This is a genomic window from Mesorhizobium sp. WSM4884 (genome assembly GCF_029625675.1).
GTDB lineage: Bacteria > Pseudomonadota > Alphaproteobacteria > Rhizobiales > Rhizobiaceae > Mesorhizobium.
In genome coordinates this window covers 55,834-73,399 of sequence record NZ_JARTVO010000010.1, presented here as the reverse complement: position 1 = coordinate 73,399, position 17,566 = coordinate 55,834, and the positions used below count along the sequence as shown (strand labels likewise).

Sequence of the window (17,566 nt, the reverse complement as noted above, 5' to 3'; positions counted from 1 at the left end):
TTGGCCAGTGCATCTTCTTGGTCCGCCGGAAGAGAACCCCGCCCGACAATAGCTTCATGAGGTCTTGCGCTGCAGTGTCGACCGTAAAAAAGGGCGCGCGAGGCGCCCTTCATTTAAACCGGCAGTCGGGAAGCAGACTTCACTCTGATATTCAAAAGCGGTAGGTGACACCTGCGCCTATCAGCCAGGGATCGAGCTCCGCCTTCCCCGTCAGCTTCGCGCCGGTCACCGTGACGTCGAAGTCCGGCTTCAGGAAAAGCTTCTTCACGTCGAAGTTGAGGCCCCAGTGCTGGTCCACCATGTAGTCGAATCCGACCTGCAGCGCCGTGCCGAACGTGTTCTTCACCTTGAGAGCATCAGCGCTGCCAGTGTCCTGGTTGTAGAAGATCGTGTAGTTCACGCCGGCGCCGACATAAGGCTTGAACGCGCCGAGATCGGTAAAATGGTACTGCAACGTGAGTGTCGGCGGCAGCAGCCAAACTTTGCCGATGTTGCCCAACCCTCCGATCGTCCCTTGGCCCGCGATGTTGGCATAAGTGGTACCGAGTATGAGTTCGGCGGCGATGTTGTCGGTGAAGAAATACGAGATATCGAGTTCCGGCGTCACCGTGTCCGAATACGAAAGACCGGAGCCGGGAAGCGTATCAACGTAGCCCAGATCTTTCGTAACGACGCCCAACGCCCGCAGGCGGACCTGCCAAGGGATTGGCGCTTCGGTGACCGAGGCTCCCGTCTCCGCCAGGACGGTCTCTGCTTGCGCAGGCTCCGCGGCGACGGCCTGCTGTCCCACCATGATCAGGGCCACCGCCGCTGCTGTTGCCCGCGCTACGCCCATTCGCGTTCTCGCCATGAGATTCACTCCTTGATGTTCAGAAAGGATGCACTGCACTATTTCGTCTCCTGCTCGAATGAATTGTTGATGGACCTCAAATGCCCCTCTTGCGTTGCAACGCGTTCCGCCGTCTCCGGAGGGTGATCGTTGAAGCCGATTGCGCTGCGGAGAAAATTGGTGCCTAGACTGATGAATGCGGCTTGCTCCCGATTGTCCTCGCCGCAGCCGTGCCCGCCTGCGCTGGCCTCGTAGAAGTAAGCGGGATAGCCAAGAGCCTGCAGTTTTGCGGCCATCTTGCGCGCATGGCCCGGATGGACGCGGTCGTCGCGTTTCGTGGTGGCGATCAGGATAGGCGGATAGGGCTGTCCCGGCGCTGCGGCGTGATAGGCGGAGATTTCCTTCAGGAAAGCCCAATCGTGAACCTTGTCCGGATCGCCATATTCGTCGATCCAGCTCGCGCCCGCCAAGAGCTTGGTGTAGCGACGCATGTCGATAAGCGGTGCTGTGCAGAACAGAGCCCCGAAATGCTCAGGATAGCGGGTCAGCATGTTTGCGATCAGCAGGCCGCCATTTGAGCCACCCTCGGCGGCAATCCGCCTCGGCAGGGTGATGCCCCTTCGCACGAGGTCGGAGGCAACGGCGGCGAAATCGTCGTGGGCGAGACGCTTGCCCTCCCTGCGCCCGGCTTCGTGCCAGCGGGTGCCGAACTCGCCGCCGCCGCGGATGTTCGCCTCGACACACGTGCCACCGCGCTCGAGCCACAGCTTGCCCAGCGGGGAGTTGTAGTAGGGCAGGAATGATACGCCGAACCCGCCATAAGCGGAAAGGTGAATCGGAGCATCTCCGTTCCCGTTCGCCGGACCAACCTGCGTATAGGGGATCAGCTCATGATCGATAGAGACTGCCTCGTGGCGCGTGACCACCAGTCCGGATGCATCGAAATTCTCCGGGCTGCGCTTCAGGATTGCTGAAGCGCTGAGAGACGGCGCGGCATTCAGATCGAACAGCAAGAGCTGCGGCGGCGTGATCGGATCCTGAGCACAGATCAGGACCTCTCCATTGGTCTCGTGAACTGCCGCATCGAATGACCAGACGTCGACAGTACCTTCGGCGGGCAGGGTGTTCAGGACTCGGCGCGTCCATTCCTGGTGGCCGGGAGTGAACATCTCGAAACGCGGTGCGAGATTGACGAGGTAAGAGATAATGAGCTTCCCGTCATTCCAGAAGAATGACTGCATGGAGCGCCTTTCCCCTGGTTGAAACAGGGTCTCAAAACGGCGTCCGCCGGCGAGGAAAGTGGAAAGCGAGATGACGATCAGCGCGTCGGCGGGATGGGTGGTGCCTCCCACCGTCCAGGGCTTGCGCGGCCTTACCGCCAGCCAGTCGCCGAAGACCCGCCACGACGCGTCGCGAGGAAGATCGATCTGCCTCCTCGGCCCGCTCCTATCGCCGATCCAGCTGATCTTCTCGAAGAAGGCCGGCTGCTCGATGAACCAAAGGCGCTCGCTGCGGCCGGTGCGGTCCGAATGACCAGACACTTGGAAGCTTTCGAACCCGGCCTCGAAGATTGCCGGCGTGGTGAGGGGATCCGCGTCACGCTTCCACAGTCGAACTGTGCGCGCATAGCCGGAGCGGGTGGCCATGCCATTACCAAGCGCACTGGAAAGCAGAAGCGTGTCAGGGTCCAGCCAATTAACGTAGCCTTTGGCCTCGGGGAGGTTGAAGCCGTCGGCGACAAAGCTCAGAGAAATCAGGTCGAATTCGCGATGCACGACCGCGTCGCTGCCGCCGCGCGACAGGCGCAGAACGGCTCTTTCCCGTCTCTCCGGCTCGATGGACGCGCCGTCCCAGATCCAGTCCTCTCCGTCGCTAGCCGCGAGAGCATCCAGATCGAGCAGTAGCTCCCATTGGGGATCCGCCTTCATGTAGGCGGCAAGGGTGGTCCGGCGCCACAGTCCGCGTGGATTACCGTCATCTCGCCAGTAATTGTAGAGGTACTGACTACGGCGCGCGATCAGGGGAAGATTGTCGCGATTGTCGAAAATGGCTGTCAGAGCCGCGCGGTCGCGCTCGAACTGCGTTCCACCGAAGTGCTTCAGAGTCCTTGCCGATTGGCCGGCGGCCCAGGCAAGTGCCCGCTCGCCCTCTACATCTTCAAGCCAGACATAGGGATCGTCGTCGGGAGCATCAAGCGTTGGACGGACATCAAATGCGTTCATGTCCGGACAGCCTTCAGAAAGAAGGGATAGAGGCTTCCGTCGGCTCGGGAACGCTCAGTGTCGGTAGCGGCGCCCACATGTTCGAAAAGCGTGATCATTGATGAGTTCTTCCAGTCGGTGCGGCATCGCAGTGCTTTTGCGCATAGGGCCGCAACCTTCGTGCCAACTGGGAAAATCGTTTCGGAACAATGCGATCGCTCTGGAAGCGTTGTGTCACATGTCCGACATCGTCGAGAATCCGACAACGAGTGCTCCTCCTAATCACCGGATCAACCTCCGGCGCCAGTCGTGGACACTGTGCAGAACTCGAGAAGTGAAGCTCATTGGAGTGAACCTGGTTGACGCCCAACATCTTCGCTCTGGAGCGCTTCACGCACACGGATTCATGGCAGACACCATGATGCGATCGATGCTGTTAGAGACCAAGCTGGCTGCGCCTGTGAGTTTCAGCCGCCAGCTGGAAGCAGCGGAGTTCTGAGGAGAAGGGTGGGGGGCCCAAGCCCTGCCGCAATCTTGGCCTGCACCGTCCCCTTGATTGTTGTGGGTCAACGTCTGCCTGCCCGCTGAATTTGGCACGCCTTACACCTACGTCACGACCAAGACCTTCCTGTTGCACTTCGGCCTCGACACACTGCGGGATTTGCCCGATTTCGAGGCGATTGAGGTTGCCGCGCTGCTCAGCAAGGAGAAGCTGCTGGCGGGCGATACTCCCATCGGGCTGGTGAGTGGTGGAGGAGGTGAGGAGCGACACTCCAAGGCCAGGACGGGCTAGCGCAGCAGATACATGGAAGTAATCGCTTGATATGAGCGGTTGAGAGTCGAATCAGGGAACTATGCGATCACTATCGATAAGAGGTGGCAATATCGATCGTGATTGTATCGGGCCACTCTACGGCGAAGGAGGCGGCAACTTGTGTCTCCGACCCGAAACGATTACCTTGCGGCCATTATGAGCAAGCATTTGGCATCCGTCTTGACGACGTGAACGCGCCCTGCAGCGTACAGCTGGACGACGCGGCGCTGGCCGATTGCTTTGCGGATCTCGATTTGGCCAAGCAGCATCCCGCTCATGTCAGCGCCTTTCTCGGCGAGGTCCCTCTCGCCCAGCAAGTCGAGTTCGCAACCGCGCACCACATTCGCGGTCGACGAGATGAAGGCTTTTGCCGCCAAGTTCTCTGCCTGGTCCGGCGAAAGCTATCCGCTCGCCGCATAATGGCTGGACATGATAGCCGACGCCCGTCCCGAATGGCGGCGGCTTTTTCGTATTATATCGACCTGATCGACAAGATGCGGCGGAACAGGGGTCCACGTGCGATGCGGCCAAAGCGGATCCAGCTCTCGAGCGCGACTACGGGGTAGGTGTGGTCGCTGGAGCCGCGGCCGACCTCGACCTCGCGCCAGCCGGTCTTGCCGCGCAGGGTGACCAGCAGCCCTTGCCGTCAAAAATCTCGATCCAGCTGGCGCCATCGCTGTTGTCGTCGCGCATGACGTCGAGACCGACGATCTCGGAGCGCCGCAGGCCGCCGCCACAGCCCAGGAGCAAAATAGCGCGGTCGCGCAGGCCCTGAGGTCGTGGCCGAGCGTGGCGATCATCGCCAGCAGATCGTCGCCAGGACCGCCTCTTTCTGCCGCGGTGGCTTTGCGTGCTTGCGGCGAATGCCGGCAAGAACCTTATAGATATGCCGCTCCGCGCGGTCCAACGGCCGGCCGCGCTGGGTAAAGTTCCAGGCGAGGCCGGAAAGCCGCCGCTCGATGGTCGCAAACTAAAGGGCAGGGGCGCCACGCTTCGGATCGCCGGCGGCGGTGCCCGAGGCACAGGCGCTGATATTGAGCCTGATCACCTTCGAGCCCGGAGGCAGGGGATCGAAGCCAGCGCGCCGGCACCAGGAGGAAAAATGCCGCCAATCCTTGGGGTAGGCGTCGCGCGTGTTCTCCGAGGTGGCGTTGTAGCCCCTCGCGGTCTCGACCAGTTCCTGGACATGCGCCGGGACTCTTTGAGCCGGGTCTCCATCTCCTTGTAGAGCTTGTCAAGCTCGCCATCGACTGGCTTCAGGTCGTCGATTGAACATTGCGTCATCATAGGCTTTGTGCCTTGTTGTAGCAGGCATCGTCCGTTCGCGCGGCGGACACAGACATCACCGTCGCTGAGCCGAGAACGACGGTAAAAGAAAATGCACTCACTGACTTCATAACCAATCTCTTTTGCGGGTGATTTAGAAACGGACGCCGAGCTTGGCGCTGAACCCGTGTGTCTGGGCATCCGAGGCGATCTGTCCCTGATAGGCGATGCCGAACGTCGCGTTCTCGGTGATGTTTACGTCAAGCCCAGCTTCGAGCAGAGCTGCGTTCTTTGCGATCGGCACGCCCTTGATGGCGAAGGAGGAACCGCCAGCAAAGGCAAGAGCGGTATCCGGCCTGACGTCGCCGAAGGCGTGGCGCCAGCCAAGACCGCCGCGCGCGGTAGCAGTCACGGTGCCGAGGGTCAGTACCGTCGACGCACGCAGACCTAGCGTGGTAAACGCCGTGTCGCTCGAGCGATCCCCGCTCGACAAGGCGGCTGCGCCGCCATTCTCGGTGAAGCCATCGGCGTCAAAATTCACATAAGCGAGATTAGCGTAGGGCTCGAAGGAAGCCGAAGCCGTATTGATACGGTAGCCGAGCTCGCCAAAGGCCTGGAACGTGCCGGCGTCGTAATCGGCCGAAAGGCTGTCGGCGAAGCCTGGAAAGACCACGGACCTGCCGGTCTCGATGCTGTGCCAGGTATAGGCAAGGCCGGAACGAAAACCGAGATTGCCGTTCTGCGTGCCGGCAAAAAGACCGAGATGGTAATTCTCGCTCGAGCCCGACGACGCGCGATCGTCCGCCTCCAAGGAGGTATGGCTGTAGCCGCTGATGAGGCCGAGCCGCCAGCTTTCGCCGACAGCCGCGTCACCGCCAGCCAGAAAGCCGCCTGTCGAGTGATCGAGACCGGCGGCATTGCCGTCGCTGTCGAGATGACCCCAGGCGCCGAAGCCACGGCCCCATACGGCGAAATTCTCACTCGTTGCCGGGGCCAGTTCCAGACCACCCAGCCCATAAGTCATCACCGGAACGCTGGAGGCACCGACGCCGTCGAACGCCGCACGGATCCGTTCGCTCGCGGCATCGCGTACAGAATGACTGTCCTCGATGAGGCCGCTATGAATGGAAGCATGAACCTCGCCTGATAGCATATCGAAAGCGTTGCGGGCTTCCGGCGCCGTCAGGAACAGGATGTTGTCCTGGATCGGATTACCGCTTCCAAGCGCCTGAGCCGCTGCGGCGACCGAGCGTTGATTGAAGGTGCTGGCTACATCGGCAAACGCCGTCGATGTGCGGCTGATATCGAGATAGACATTGTTGGCATCGTAGACGAGCTGGAAATCGACGAAGGGCGTCGCGTCTGTCGCCAGAGCCCCCGTCAGCCCGCCATAGGTGCCGCTTACGCCGCCTGCTGCGGAGAGCAGAGTATATCGGGCATCGACCGATAGCGTTCCCTGCCGCAGCAGCTCGATCTGCGCGCCGCTGTCGATCGCCGCTGCTCCGCCAACATCGATGAGATCGGACGACCTTGCGAGGTCGACCTGATAGATCGATCCGGACTGCTGCGCGAAATCGCCCGTGACAGTCAGTGTGGTGACGATCCTGCTCGGATCGGTCGCACTGCCAGGAGCGACCGTGCCGCCCTCGGAAATGGTGACCGCACCGTAGGTGCCGCCGCCTGCGACGACACCGCCGCTGTTTGCGATAGCCGTGCCCCCGATCTGCCCGTCATTCCCGAGAAAGCCGGACGTGGTCGCATCATGGGAAAGCACACCTGTATCGGCAAGCAGCAATCCCGCGCCGGAACCGACCGTCGTCATGCCGGAAAAATTGTTCTTTCCGCTCAGCGTTTGCACGCCACCGGCAACGAATAGTTTGCCGCCCATATTATTGTTATCAACGTCGAGGTCGTTGATGCTGCCGGCGAACGTGTCGTTCGAATCCGTTAGCACCAGGGTACGCTTGCCCAGTTCGACCGTTCCGCTGCCACTCAGGCTACGAATACGGGCATCGTTGTAGGCGTCGGAGATTCCCCAATAGTCGCTGCCATTTCCATGTTCGGAGATATCGAACGTGCCGTCTGCAACGACTTTCGCTGACCGTTGGATGTTGCCGAGCCCCGCAAGCGAGAGATAGGCATCCTGAGCAATATTCGTCTCGCCGGTGTAGGTGTTGACATTCGTCATCCGGACCACCGTCTTTGTATCAAGCGTCAGCGATCCGGAGCCGGAGACGACACCCGCTATGCCGAACCCGCCCTCATTCCCCATGCTCGTCGTGATCCTGCTCAGACCGGTCCCTTCGGGTGCGGATGAATCGGTAGAGAAGTTGCTGGCAGTGACGAAATGTGACGTATAAGCGGTATACTTCTTCTCCAGATCGAAAATGACCGATCTGTTTTTGAAGAAGTCAAGACCGGCAACAAAACTGGTCTGGTCATTGGGTTGTTCCGTCGTGCCGCTGGTGTAGGTGAAGTCGATATTGTCCAGCCTTACCGGATCGCCATCCGTTCCTGCGATTGTAACGCTCGGGATGTTGCCCGATGCGCTTACGATCTCGCGTTGCTCATTTCTCCGAACATTTTTAAGTTTGACGCCCGCATCCTGAAATTGCTTCAGCATCGCATCACTGATCTCCAGACTGCCACCGCCCGGTGTGCCGGTGTCGAGCAATACCGCGGTCTTGTTGGGGTCGGTGATTGGTGGGGCTCCATCCTTAACCGTGTACTGCAGATTGTAGCTGCCTTCGTATTCGGTCGAGGCATTGGCGCCAGAGCCAGGAAAATTCTGATAAGAATCCTGATCTTTTTCCTCGGGTTCTCCCCATGGCATGGCATTAGTATATTGGGCCCGGAGGCTTGGATTGAGGTTGACAATCGTGCAGGGGGAACAGCCAGGCGTTTGGTCGCTCTCGGAATCCGGATTCACATTGGCGGAGACCACGTAGCCAGACCTGGTGACACTGCCCATCATGCCCCAGACACTTGTCTTGCCAAGAAAATCGCCGGCCCCGAATGTACCTGCGAAATCGCCGCCTTCGTCTGCCATCTTGCCAGCGGTCATTTTCGCCCGCTGCTCCTTATCGGCGTGATAAGGTTCTTGGAGATCCTGACCATACATATCTTTAAGTCCATCCGTCACGGATCCCGGCGTGCACTTAAGATTGTTGTCCTTGCAATACGCATGGGTATAGACAAAATCGAGAATGCGAGCAGCCCGGTATTTCTTATCGCTTACAGACGGCCCGTCGATTGTTATCTTTTGATCTGGATCGACATATGTAAATTTATCAATTTCCACGTTCTGAAGCTTATTACCATACGTTCCGTCCCCGTACGTATATACGTAAGGCGTGTCGGCAATCGGGCGGACCCCGGTCACCTCTGACCCGATCTGCGTGTTGAGCTGGTCCGAGCCCGTGTCGAATACGTATCGCTGCGCGTTGCCATTGTTGATCTTGGCCCAGATGCCCAGGCGGTCATGGCCTTCCCCGACATACTCCAGCGGGATCGAAATCGGGTCGTCGGCCAACGCTTCTCCAGTTGGAAATGCTACCAGACCCACCCCGAGAGACACAGCCGGCAGGAATACCGTCGTCATCGCGGTGGTTGCCGCCAGAAAGTTCTTTGTCCTGAAACAAGCCTGCATACCTGGTCCTCGAAAAAGTCTCGCAAACTGATTGTTCATTGGAACGGCCTCCTGAATTGTTTAACGAGACCCTTTATGGCGGCCCTGGCTGACAACAGCCTGAAAGCTGCAAGCGGCCTGCGAGAATGGGGCGATCCTGAATGACGACAGGTGCTGTCAACAATGGATGAGTGCTCGGCCTGAAAGCTGAGCACGCTTTATGCTCAGGCTGCTGACAAGGCCAAAGCAGCGTAAGTGCGGAGTGAAATCCAAGGTCCACATGGGTCGTCGCGCTTCCCGTGCGCCTGGGAAGGCGCCGGCCCGGCCAAGCTTTCCCAGATCGTCCGGATGGCGCACAAGATACCGGTTCAGGTCGATCGAGATGGAGGCCGAGGCGTATGCCAAGGCGGTCGACTGCCTGACGAAAGATCAGAATGCGTCGCTGGCGCTCTACGATTTCCGCCGGCAGCGAGCTCAGCTCCTGCCGGGCATCCGTGTTTACTGGCGACGAGACACAAGATGTGCCCAAATTGCCACCAGACCGTCACCTGCGATGAGTTTCGGCAACTGATTTTGTCCTTTCAATCGTCGCCACTTCCTGGCCGCGGCCAACATGGGCCACTCGAAGGCAGCAGACTGGCGGCTATATGGACGGGCTGTGAGCCCGCACCGGAGACATTGGCGAAATCTACGATCTCTATAGCAACGTCAAGGAGAAGCGCGAGGTGTTGCAGATGTGGTCAAATCACATCGAATGGCTGATCAAGCAGGCTGCGGATGACGCTCTGGCGGCGTAGCTGCTGGCATGGGCGGAAGATGCGGCGCAACAATCGTCAGAGCCTCATCGAATTGGAGATCATGCTTGACCAGCAAATGCGCGGCCAATGCTTCGATGGCTGACCAGTGATCGAGTACTAGCCGGGCCGTGCGATCTTCGATCCGCCTCCAACGGGGGCGGCGCGGCATCAGGAACCGCAACTCACCATAGATTCGCTTGGCATCCGCGTAGTCGCTGCTCCCCTCATTCCCATCGGACGCATTCATCGCCATATCGCGCGGGTCCAGATAGCCTTCGAATGCGGATTCTGCAAAAGGACCTGCCAGACACGCAACTATCTCTTGGATCGCTTCATCGCGTTGGAAATGTCGATCCATATCGTTCTCGAAAATCGGCTTTAGCTCCGAGGTGAATCCTTGCGCTGAATAGAAAACCGTGCCTTCGACAAAACCACCGCACTCTCCGTCACCGGCGTCGGGGTAAATACTAACACTTGAGAAAGCAGGGAGTTCACGGTCGTCGTCGAACATCTGACGGTGCAAAACGATGGCGGCCACCGCGTGCCCGGCTTCGTGATGCGCCACAGACGGGAGAAGATATTGGGAGGCTACATTCATGCGGTGCGGCTCTCAGATCTAGTTTCCATCCAAGCCCTGATATCGGATTCAAGCCATGCGACTCGGCCGGGGGAGATGCGACGCCGCTTAGGGAACAGGCCTGCCTTCAGAGTCGCGCGGTCGCGCTCGAACTGCGTTCCACTGAAGTGCTTCAGGGTCTTTGCCGACTGGCCGGCGGCCCAGGCAAGTGCCCGCTCGCCTTCCACATCTTCAAGCCAAAGATAGAGATCGTCGTCGGGAGCATCCAGCGTTGGACGGACATCAAATGCGTTCATGTCCGGACAGCCTTCAGAAAGAAGGGATAGAGGCTTCCGTTTGATCGGGAACGCTTAGTGTTGGTAGCGGCGCCCACATGTTCGAAAAGCGTGATCATTGATGAGTTCTTCCAGTCGGTGCGGCATCGCAGTGCTTTTGCGCATAGGACCGCAATTGTCGTGCCAACTGGGAAAATCGTTTCGGAACAACGTGATCGCTCTGGCAGCGTTGTGTCAGATGTCCGACATCGTCGAGAATCCGACAACGAGTGCTCCTCCTAATCACCGGATCAACCTCCGGCGCCAGTCGGTGACACCGCATTCCTCTGTCTTTCCAGGAGACGGCGTGGACATCAATGCCGTTCCTCACCGAACCCGCCTCCTAGCCCTTCGCCCATACGTCACGGCCGCCCCCCGGTTTGGCTTCAACCTGAAGGATTACGGCGTCCTCTTCGCAGAGAAGATCGGGTTGTTCGTGGCGCGCGCAGCGGAGCCCAAGGAGCTTTTCTGGGTTGCGGATACTGGCATGTCGATATTACGACCGTGTGTCCTTCGACAAGCTTGGTGGCTTCTTCAACCAGAATCTCGCCGCGGAGATCGAATCGTTATCTGCGCCGCAAAGTGCGGCCGGTGAGCGGCGTGGCCCTGCGTTCCAGTTGGCCACGGTCCTCGCTGGGACGAGCAAGTAAATGGCTTGCGCAGCAACGGTGCGATCACACCTGGAGCACGGCGTCATCAGGAAAGCGCCATCCTTGTGCGCCCACGACACCCTGGTCGCCATCGGCCGCATCGCGGGGGGGCACTGTGGGCGATAACCATTCATTGATCTGGGCGATTGAGGGTTCTGCCGGGGCGCTATTGCTGCTCGGTAGGGCTGCGGGCTGGCGAGTCTACCAAGGCGAGCAACGACAGGCGAGACGGCAGACATTACGTGACGGAACTTGATATTGCAGTGCAGCAAGCGTAGAGCACCGCGCGCTTATCGGAGTGTCGTCCATGGCCCTTACCAATGCTGGTAACGAGGCAGAACCTGTCGAACAATCGAGCCATTCTGAGGTCGAGCAGCACAGCACCAAGGCGCTGATGTTGGGCGCACTAGGTGTCGTTTATGGCGATATAGGCACCAGCCCGATCTATGCATTTCGCGAGGCGTTGCATGCATCAGCGGGTGGCAACGTCGCCAGCCGTGGCGACATCCTCGGCGTACTCTCGCTGATCATCTGGTCCCTGACGATCACCGTGACGATCAAATACATCATGTTCGTGCTCCGCGCCGACAATCGAGGCGAGGGCGGAGTGCTGTCGCTTATGGCGCTGGCGCGCAACAGTTTCCCGACCTGCTCTGCGGTGATCCTCGGCATCGGCATCGGCATCGGCATCGTCGGCGCGGCGCTTTTTTTTGGCGACGCCGTCATTACGCCGGCAATCTCGGTACTGTCGGCGGTCGAAGGTATGAATGTCGTCACGCCGACGTTCCAGCCCTATGTGGTGCCGCTGACACTGGCCATCCTGGCGATCGTGTTTGCGGTACAGCGGTTTGGCACCGGCGGCGTAGGATTGGTGTTCGGACCCGTTACCGCGCTGTGGTTCCTGGCCATCGGCCTTTCCGGGCTCAACCACATCATGGACGACCCGGAAATCCTGCTGGCAATCAGCCCGCATTACATCGTGTCGTTCCTGGTCAACTCGCCTGACGTCGCCTTCGTTACGGTTGGTGCAGTCTTCCTCGCCGTCACCGGAGCCGAGGCGCTCTACGCCGACCTCGGCCATTTCGGCCGCAAGCCGATCGTGCTCGCCTGGCTGGCGATCGTGTTCCCTTGTCTGTTGCTCAATTATGTCGGGCAAGGCGCCTTCGTGCTGGCAAATGGCGGCGTTGTCGGTCATCCGTTCTTCGAGATGAACCAGGGCTGGACGCTTATTCCGATGGTCGTGCTTGCCACGGCGGCGACCGTGATCGCCTGCCAGGCGGTGATCTCCGGCGCCTTTTCGCTGACCAGGCAAGCGGTACAGCTCAACATGCTGCCGCGTTTCGTCATCCAGCACACGTCGGAAAAACAGTCGGGCCAGATCTATCTGCCGCGCATCAACCTGATGCTGGCGCTGGTGGTGATGCTGCTGGTGGTCGGCTTCGGCGAATCCAGCCGGCTGGCCTCGGCCTACGGTATTTCGGTGACCGGCAATATGCTGGTGACGAACATACTGCTTTTTGTTGTGATGACGCGCATCTGGAAATGGCCGCTCGGCGTCGCGATAGCCTTAATGGCGGTGTTCGTCTTCATCGATACCGGCTTCTTTGCAGCTAACATCGTCAAGGTATTCGAAGGCGGCTGGGCCTCGCTTGCCATTGCCGCAGTGATCGTGATGACCATGTGGACTTGGATAAGAGGCAGCAGGTATCTATTTGACAAGACGCGCAGGAACCAGATTCCGCTCGATTTCCTTGCGGGCAATCTGTTGAAGAAGAAACCGCAGCTGGTGTCCGGTACGGCCGTGTTCCTGACCAGCGATCCCGCCAGTGCGCCGACCGCGTTGATGCACAGCCTGAAGCACTACAAGGCGCTGCACGAACAGAACGTCATCCTCTCTGTGGTGACGGCGCAGCAGCCCGTGGTGCCCGACAGCGAGCGGATCAAGATGGAAACGATCAATGAGCTGTTCATGCGGGTGACACTGACCTTCGGCTACATGGAACAGCCTAACATCCCGCGTGCGCTGGCGATCTGCCGCAAGCAGGGTTGGAAGTTCGACATCATGACGACGTCCTTCTTCCTGTCGCGTCGCTCGCTCAAGGCGTCACCCAACTCCGGCATGCCGGTGTGGCAGGACAAGCTGTTCATCGGCTTGGCGCGCACGGCCGCCGACGCGACGGAGTATTTCCAGATCCCGACCGGACGTGTGGTCGAGATCGGAACGCAAGTGGCCGTTTAGGTATGCCCGGTTAAGCAGAATCAATTGGCATTTCGCGAGCCGGTGAATGCCTGACCGGGCGGAGGCCACGATGCTTGCGCCAAACTGGGGTCCGGTTCCAGGCCTGAAGCTTCCGGCCCCGAAAGCCGTCCTTTACGCCTGCGATCATTTCCGTTCCGCATTGTCTTGCCGACCCACCAGTCGAGATGCGCTGAAACGACCTCGCCGGGCAGCAACTTATCATTTGAACCTAATCGATGTGCCGCAAGTCCGACCTTCATTCTTCAGTTCACAGGCTAGCGTTGCCAAAATCGGCGTGCCGCCTAACCGGCGCCGCACCGTGACCTGTCAGGATGCTATGCAGGCGCGAGGCAGAAGCTGGCTCGAGGCCGCCGGCCTGGTGCTGGTCCGGCAGCGGCCGGGCTCGGCCAAAGGCTTCATGTTCCTCTGGAGGATGAGACGGGTGCGGCAAACGTCGTCGTCTGGGTCAAGATCTCTCGAGAAATTCCGGCGCGTGCTTCTTGCTTCGGCCATGCTCGGCGTCCGCGGACGCATCCGACGGAAGAGGAGGTGGTGCACCTCGTCGCCCACGAGCTGACCGATCTGTCGGCCGGGCTGGCCAGCGTGGGAAACCGCAAGACGCCGTTTCCGTTGCCGCACGGCCGAGGGACGAGGCTCATCACGGCGGATCGGGCATCGATCCGCGCGGCATGCCGAAGGGGCGCGACATCGTCGATGCAGTATGACCATATCGACCCTATCAAGTTCAAGACGCGTAACTTCCGGTAGCGCTTCCGGAGGCCACTTCAGCAGCATGTTGTGCACACTTTTGTCGGACCCTGTTAACTGCCGATTGGCAGCAGGTCACCCCGTGCCGGATCCCAAATGTCGTCGCTCTCAAGCGCAACGACTGCCCGCACCCTTTTTAAGTCAGCGAGCACCTCCACCGCCGGACGCCGCCCCGTTTCCTGAGCCGCGGCGTAACGGGTGTATTTGTGACTGTCCGGCTCAAACCACTTCAACGATTCCAAAGTAGCCATGGCATCGCCCTTGCGGCTGCGCGTGATGCGAATGATCGTGATCCCATCCTAAGCGCTCGCGTCGAATGGAGACACGCTGCCAACGCTTCATCTGCTCTACCCCATCTTTGTTCCAAGGCGGTCGGATCATCTCAATGAGCCCTGCCTCGGGGTGGCCAAAGCATGCATATTTATCGTTCGGCCCCGCATCGAATTATCATCTGCGATGTGGGACTCGATCTTGGGTTGGCGACGGCTTCGCTCCGGGAGTAGACGTCGGACCACTGATAAGTGCCGGACCTTCTCCACAATTTCTCGGCGGACTCATCGTGAACGCTCGATTGGACGTAAATGCGGTTCGCGGAAACGCAGGTCTGGCCGGCATTGCGGAACTTCGCCTGGACCGCACCGTCAACAGCACCGTCAATGTCGGCATCATCGAAGATGATGAAAGGTGCATTGCCGCCGAGTTCAAGGCTGACCTTCTTGATCTGGTCAGAGCACTGACGCATCAGCAGCCGTCCGACCTCGGTCGAACCGGTGAAGCTGATCTTTCGAATCTTGGAATTGGTGCAGAGTTCACGGCCCACGCGATCACCTTCGGACGCATAGATCAGGTTGACCACGCCATCGGGAAAGCCGGCCTGATGGCGAGAGCAAACATTGCACCTAGCCACGCCACGATAAGATCGAGCGCGGCTTCGTTGCGTGCGGGTCTGTGGTCAGTGGAGGGCGGAGGAAAAGCGCTCGGCGTGCTCGCCCTCGCGATACCACTGGTTCGCGCCGGCAAGCGCCAGTTTCTGAGGCAAATCGCCGAACAGCTGGTAGAGCCTTACTCTCAGGGCTTGGCATCTATGTCGCCTACGACCGCCACATGCAGCCCGTCGCGTGCGAAAGCGGCTTTGTGGAAGGCGCTTAGATCGGAGGGCGTTACGCTAGTCAGCCTCCCTTGGGCGGTCTCGAATACGGATGCGTGCGTAGATTCCGCGCCGCCAGGCCAGCTCGGCGATCGCATGAGGTTCGCGCTCATTGGCAATGATTTCGGAGAGAAGCTGGGCGCGTATGCGGTCGAAAAGTGCTGGTGTAGCCGGATGCGGGTCCCGCCGCCGAGAATGTCGGCCAGCAGTCGAGCGCCGCGGCCCCGCACCAGGGACCGCCCATGAATGACTCATGCGAGGCGTCTCAAGGCTGTCCGCGATCCAGCGCCAGATCTCCGCCTCGCCCGAGACGCGCAGAGCTGGCCGGTTGTGCAGGAGCCGTCGGCAATATCCGCCTTCCTCGTTCGGATGGGTAACGCTTGCGATACGGAGTCTTGACTTTGGCAGTCGCTCTGTGACATTACCTATATAAAGTTCGAAAGAAGGCGATATGGATCATGCATAGGTCACAGAGACCCGAATGAAGGCAACGTATAAACGCACCTATTCGCGCTACGCGATGGAAGCGCTTGGCCTTTTCGGTAAGACCATCCGGCTTGGCCGGATGCAGCACCGGTTAACCGCACAGGAGTTAGCCGAGAGAATCGGTGTTTCACGCAGCACCCTGCAGCGCATCGAGAAGGGCGATCCCAAAGTCGAAATCGGACTGATGTTCGAAGCTGCTGCCATTGTCGGTGTGAAGCTGTTCGATGCCGACGGCAATGGCATCACAGCCCTCACAGGCCGCATGGACGATCGCATCGCGCTGCTGCCGAAGCACGTCTACAAGGCCGGCAAGCAGATCGTCGATGAGTTCTAAGGTCCCCAAGTACGACGAAGCCTATGTCTGGGTCTGGCTGCCGGGCGAGACCGCGCCGGTTGTCGCCGGGCGGCTATATGCCCATGACGGACTCGTCAGCTTCAACTATGGCAGGAGCTTTCGTGAACTGGGAAGCGCGATCCCGCTTTATCTCCCGGAACTGCCCCTGAAGGCAGGCGAATTGCCTTTGCTTCCTGGCCTAACCATGCCGGGATGCATCCGCGATGCTGCCCCTGATGCCTGGGGACGACGGGTTATCCTAAACCGCAAATTCGGTGTGAAGGGCGATGAAATCGCGCGGCTCGATATTTCAGAACTGACGTTCTTGCTGGAATCAGGCTCGGACCGCATCGGCGCGCTCGATTTTCAGTTTTCGCCAATGCATTACGAGCCGCGCGCACTGGCCAATGCCACTCTCGAAGAGCTTGTCCAATCGGCGGAGCGGGTAGAGAAAGGTATTCCGCTCACCCCCGAATTAGATCAGGCGCTGCATCACGGCAGCTCGATCGGCGGCGCAAGGCCAAAGGCGCTGATCGAGGGTGACGCCGTCAAGCATGTCGCGAAATTTTCCTCGTCTGCCGACCTTTACAGCGTCGTCAAAGGAGAATTCATAGCCATGCGGCTTGCCGCCTTGTGCGGCATCAGAGCGGCATCCGTCTCGCTCGTTCGCGCCGCAGGCAACGACGTGTTGCTCGTCGAGCGATTCGACCGGATCAAGGTCACGGGCGGCTGGCAACGCAAATCCATGGTCTCAGCGCTGACGATGCTCGCGCTCGATGAGATGATGGCGCGTTACGCCAGCTACCAGGATTTGGCGGAGATCATTCGCCACCGATTCACCGCGCCGTCGGAAACTCTGCGCGAGTTGTTCAGCCGCATTGTCTTCAACATACTTTGCGGCAACACCGACGATCATGCCCGCAACCATGCGGCATTCTGGGACGGCGCTAAGCTCACCCTCACGCCTGCGTACGATATTTGTCCGCAGGCCCGCAGTGGCCAGGAGGCCAGCCAGGCCATGCTCATCAGCGGCAATAACCGCATGAGCCGGATAGCGTCCTGCCTTGAAGCGGCGCATCACTTCCTGCTCAGCGCGCCGGAAGCTCTTGCGATTGTTGAAGGCCAGCTCCGATGCATTGCGGAGAATTGGCCGCGTGTCAGCGAGGAAGCTACGCTATCCGGCACAGATCGCAATCTGTTCTGGGGCCGACAGTTCCTCAATCCCTACGCTTTTACGGCGCTGGAAGGAAGCGCCGACGTTCTCCGCGCTCTGGCTGACGAACTACGCAACAGTGTTCACGCCTGATCCGGCGCTGGATTTCGGACAAGCTCGGCAAGCGCAAGACGCCCACAATATCGACAACCCTTGCCGTGCCAGGACGAAGATTGAACAAACGGCTCTTCAACAGTGACAACGTGCACTGCGGAGAGATGTGGAGCTGACACCGCAAAAGCCCAAGACGCGCGACTTCCCGCGATACAACTCCACATAACTGAGCGTCTACAAGCGGTGCAG

10 protein-coding genes and 4 pseudogenes are annotated in these 17,566 nt (G+C 59.6%); 6 read left to right on the top strand and 8 right to left on the bottom strand.

Translation table 11 applies throughout. The annotated features are described in order from the left end of the window. Positions 1-151: 151 nt before the first annotated feature. Complete coding sequence (locus P9236_RS17685) at positions 152-850, bottom strand: OmpW family protein (protein ID WP_063169295.1); 699 nt, start codon at positions 848-850, stop codon at positions 152-154. A 38-nt stretch (positions 851-888) separates the two neighbouring features. Further along, positions 889-3,051: a prolyl oligopeptidase family serine peptidase gene (locus P9236_RS17680; RefSeq protein WP_082826571.1), complete on the bottom strand. Its 2,163-nt coding sequence runs from the start codon at positions 3,049-3,051 to the stop codon at positions 889-891. 217 nt (positions 3,052-3,268) lie between these two features. Here P9236_RS17680 and P9236_RS17675 point away from each other — a divergent pair, with 217 nt between their 5' ends. Both P9236_RS17675 and P9236_RS17670 read left to right on the top strand, forming a co-directional pair. Continuing rightward, positions 3,269-3,529, top strand: a complete 261-nt coding sequence (locus P9236_RS17675; RefSeq protein ID WP_095769041.1) for a hypothetical protein — start codon at positions 3,269-3,271, stop codon at positions 3,527-3,529. A gap of 93 nt (positions 3,530-3,622) precedes the next feature. Next, positions 3,623-3,823, top strand: a pseudogene (locus tag P9236_RS17670) (SMC-Scp complex subunit ScpB); the annotation flags it as partial. A 161-nt stretch (positions 3,824-3,984) separates the two neighbouring features. Here P9236_RS17670 and P9236_RS17665 read toward each other — a convergent pair. The 5 genes and pseudogenes from P9236_RS17665 to P9236_RS17645 all read right to left on the bottom strand — a co-directional run bounded on the left by P9236_RS17665 (position 3,985) and on the right by P9236_RS17645 (position 10,408). Continuing rightward, positions 3,985-4,221, bottom strand: coding sequence for a hypothetical protein (locus P9236_RS17665; protein WP_063169293.1), 237 nt, complete (start codon positions 4,219-4,221; stop codon positions 3,985-3,987). Between the two features lie 116 nt (positions 4,222-4,337). Further along, positions 4,338-5,021, bottom strand: a pseudogene (locus P9236_RS17660) (integrase); the annotation flags it as partial. 243 nt (positions 5,022-5,264) lie between these two features. Next, a complete protein-coding gene (locus P9236_RS17655; RefSeq protein WP_082826570.1) occupies positions 5,265-8,798 on the bottom strand; it encodes an autotransporter domain-containing protein in 3,534 nt (1,177 codons plus the stop codon). Between the two features lie 702 nt (positions 8,799-9,500). After that, positions 9,501-10,133 (bottom strand): hypothetical protein, encoded by a 633-nt coding sequence (locus P9236_RS17650; protein WP_063169290.1) that lies wholly within the window; start codon positions 10,131-10,133, stop codon positions 9,501-9,503. Continuing rightward, the gene (locus P9236_RS17645; protein ID WP_063169289.1) at positions 10,130-10,408 is read right to left on the bottom strand and encodes an AlpA family phage regulatory protein; all 279 of its coding nucleotides are present in this window, start codon (positions 10,406-10,408) and stop codon (positions 10,130-10,132) included. The genes P9236_RS17650 and P9236_RS17645 overlap by 4 nt, the downstream gene beginning before the upstream one ends. Positions 10,409-11,383: 975 nt before the next feature. On the opposite strand from P9236_RS17645, the gene P9236_RS17640 reads away from it, so the two are divergent. Further along, positions 11,384-13,315 carry a potassium transporter Kup gene (locus P9236_RS17640; protein ID WP_063169287.1) on the top strand — a complete coding sequence of 644 codons (1,932 nt, stop codon included), beginning with the start codon at positions 11,384-11,386 and terminating at the stop codon, positions 13,313-13,315. Between the two features lie 307 nt (positions 13,316-13,622). Then, a pseudogene (locus P9236_RS17635) lies at positions 13,623-14,083 on the top strand (OB-fold nucleic acid binding domain-containing protein); the annotation flags it as partial. 541 nt (positions 14,084-14,624) lie between these two features. Here P9236_RS17635 and P9236_RS17630 read toward each other — a convergent pair. After that, positions 14,625-14,983, bottom strand: a pseudogene (locus tag P9236_RS17630) (aldehyde dehydrogenase family protein); the annotation flags it as partial. 728 nt (positions 14,984-15,711) lie between these two features. On the opposite strand from P9236_RS17630, the gene P9236_RS17625 reads away from it, so the two are divergent. Together P9236_RS17625 and P9236_RS17620 are read left to right on the top strand one after the other, a co-directional pair. Continuing rightward, the gene (locus P9236_RS17625; protein WP_063169282.1) at positions 15,712-16,050 is read left to right on the top strand and encodes a helix-turn-helix transcriptional regulator; all 339 of its coding nucleotides are present in this window, start codon (positions 15,712-15,714) and stop codon (positions 16,048-16,050) included. After that, positions 16,040-17,356, top strand: coding sequence for a HipA domain-containing protein (locus P9236_RS17620; RefSeq protein WP_063169281.1), 1,317 nt, complete (start codon positions 16,040-16,042; stop codon positions 17,354-17,356). The genes P9236_RS17625 and P9236_RS17620 overlap by 11 nt, the downstream gene beginning before the upstream one ends. Positions 17,357-17,566: the final 210 nt, after the last annotated feature.

Bases quoted from the DNA above. Each gene is read 5' to 3' on its own strand.
- P9236_RS17675 (WP_095769041.1), top strand. From the start codon at position 3,269: ATGTCCGACATCGTCGAGAATCCGACAACGAGTGCTCCTCCTAATCAC.
- P9236_RS17620 (WP_063169281.1), top strand. From the start codon at position 16,040: ATGAGTTCTAAGGTCCCCAAGTACGACGAAGCCTATGTCTGGGTCTGG.
- P9236_RS17645 (WP_063169289.1), bottom strand. From the start codon at position 10,408: ATGAACGCATTTGATGTCCGTCCAACGCTGGATGCTCCCGACGACGAT.
- P9236_RS17685 (WP_063169295.1), bottom strand. From the start codon at position 850: ATGGCGAGAACGCGAATGGGCGTAGCGCGGGCAACAGCAGCGGCGGTG.
- P9236_RS17640 (WP_063169287.1), top strand. From the start codon at position 11,384: ATGGCCCTTACCAATGCTGGTAACGAGGCAGAACCTGTCGAACAATCG.
- P9236_RS17650 (WP_063169290.1), bottom strand. From the start codon at position 10,133: ATGAATGTAGCCTCCCAATATCTTCTCCCGTCTGTGGCGCATCACGAA.
- P9236_RS17680 (WP_082826571.1), bottom strand. From the start codon at position 3,051: ATGAACGCATTTGATGTCCGTCCAACGCTTGATGCTCCCGACGACGAT.
- P9236_RS17625 (WP_063169282.1), top strand. From the start codon at position 15,712: ATGAAGGCAACGTATAAACGCACCTATTCGCGCTACGCGATGGAAGCG.
- P9236_RS17655 (WP_082826570.1), bottom strand. From the start codon at position 8,798: ATGAACAATCAGTTTGCGAGACTTTTTCGAGGACCAGGTATGCAGGCT.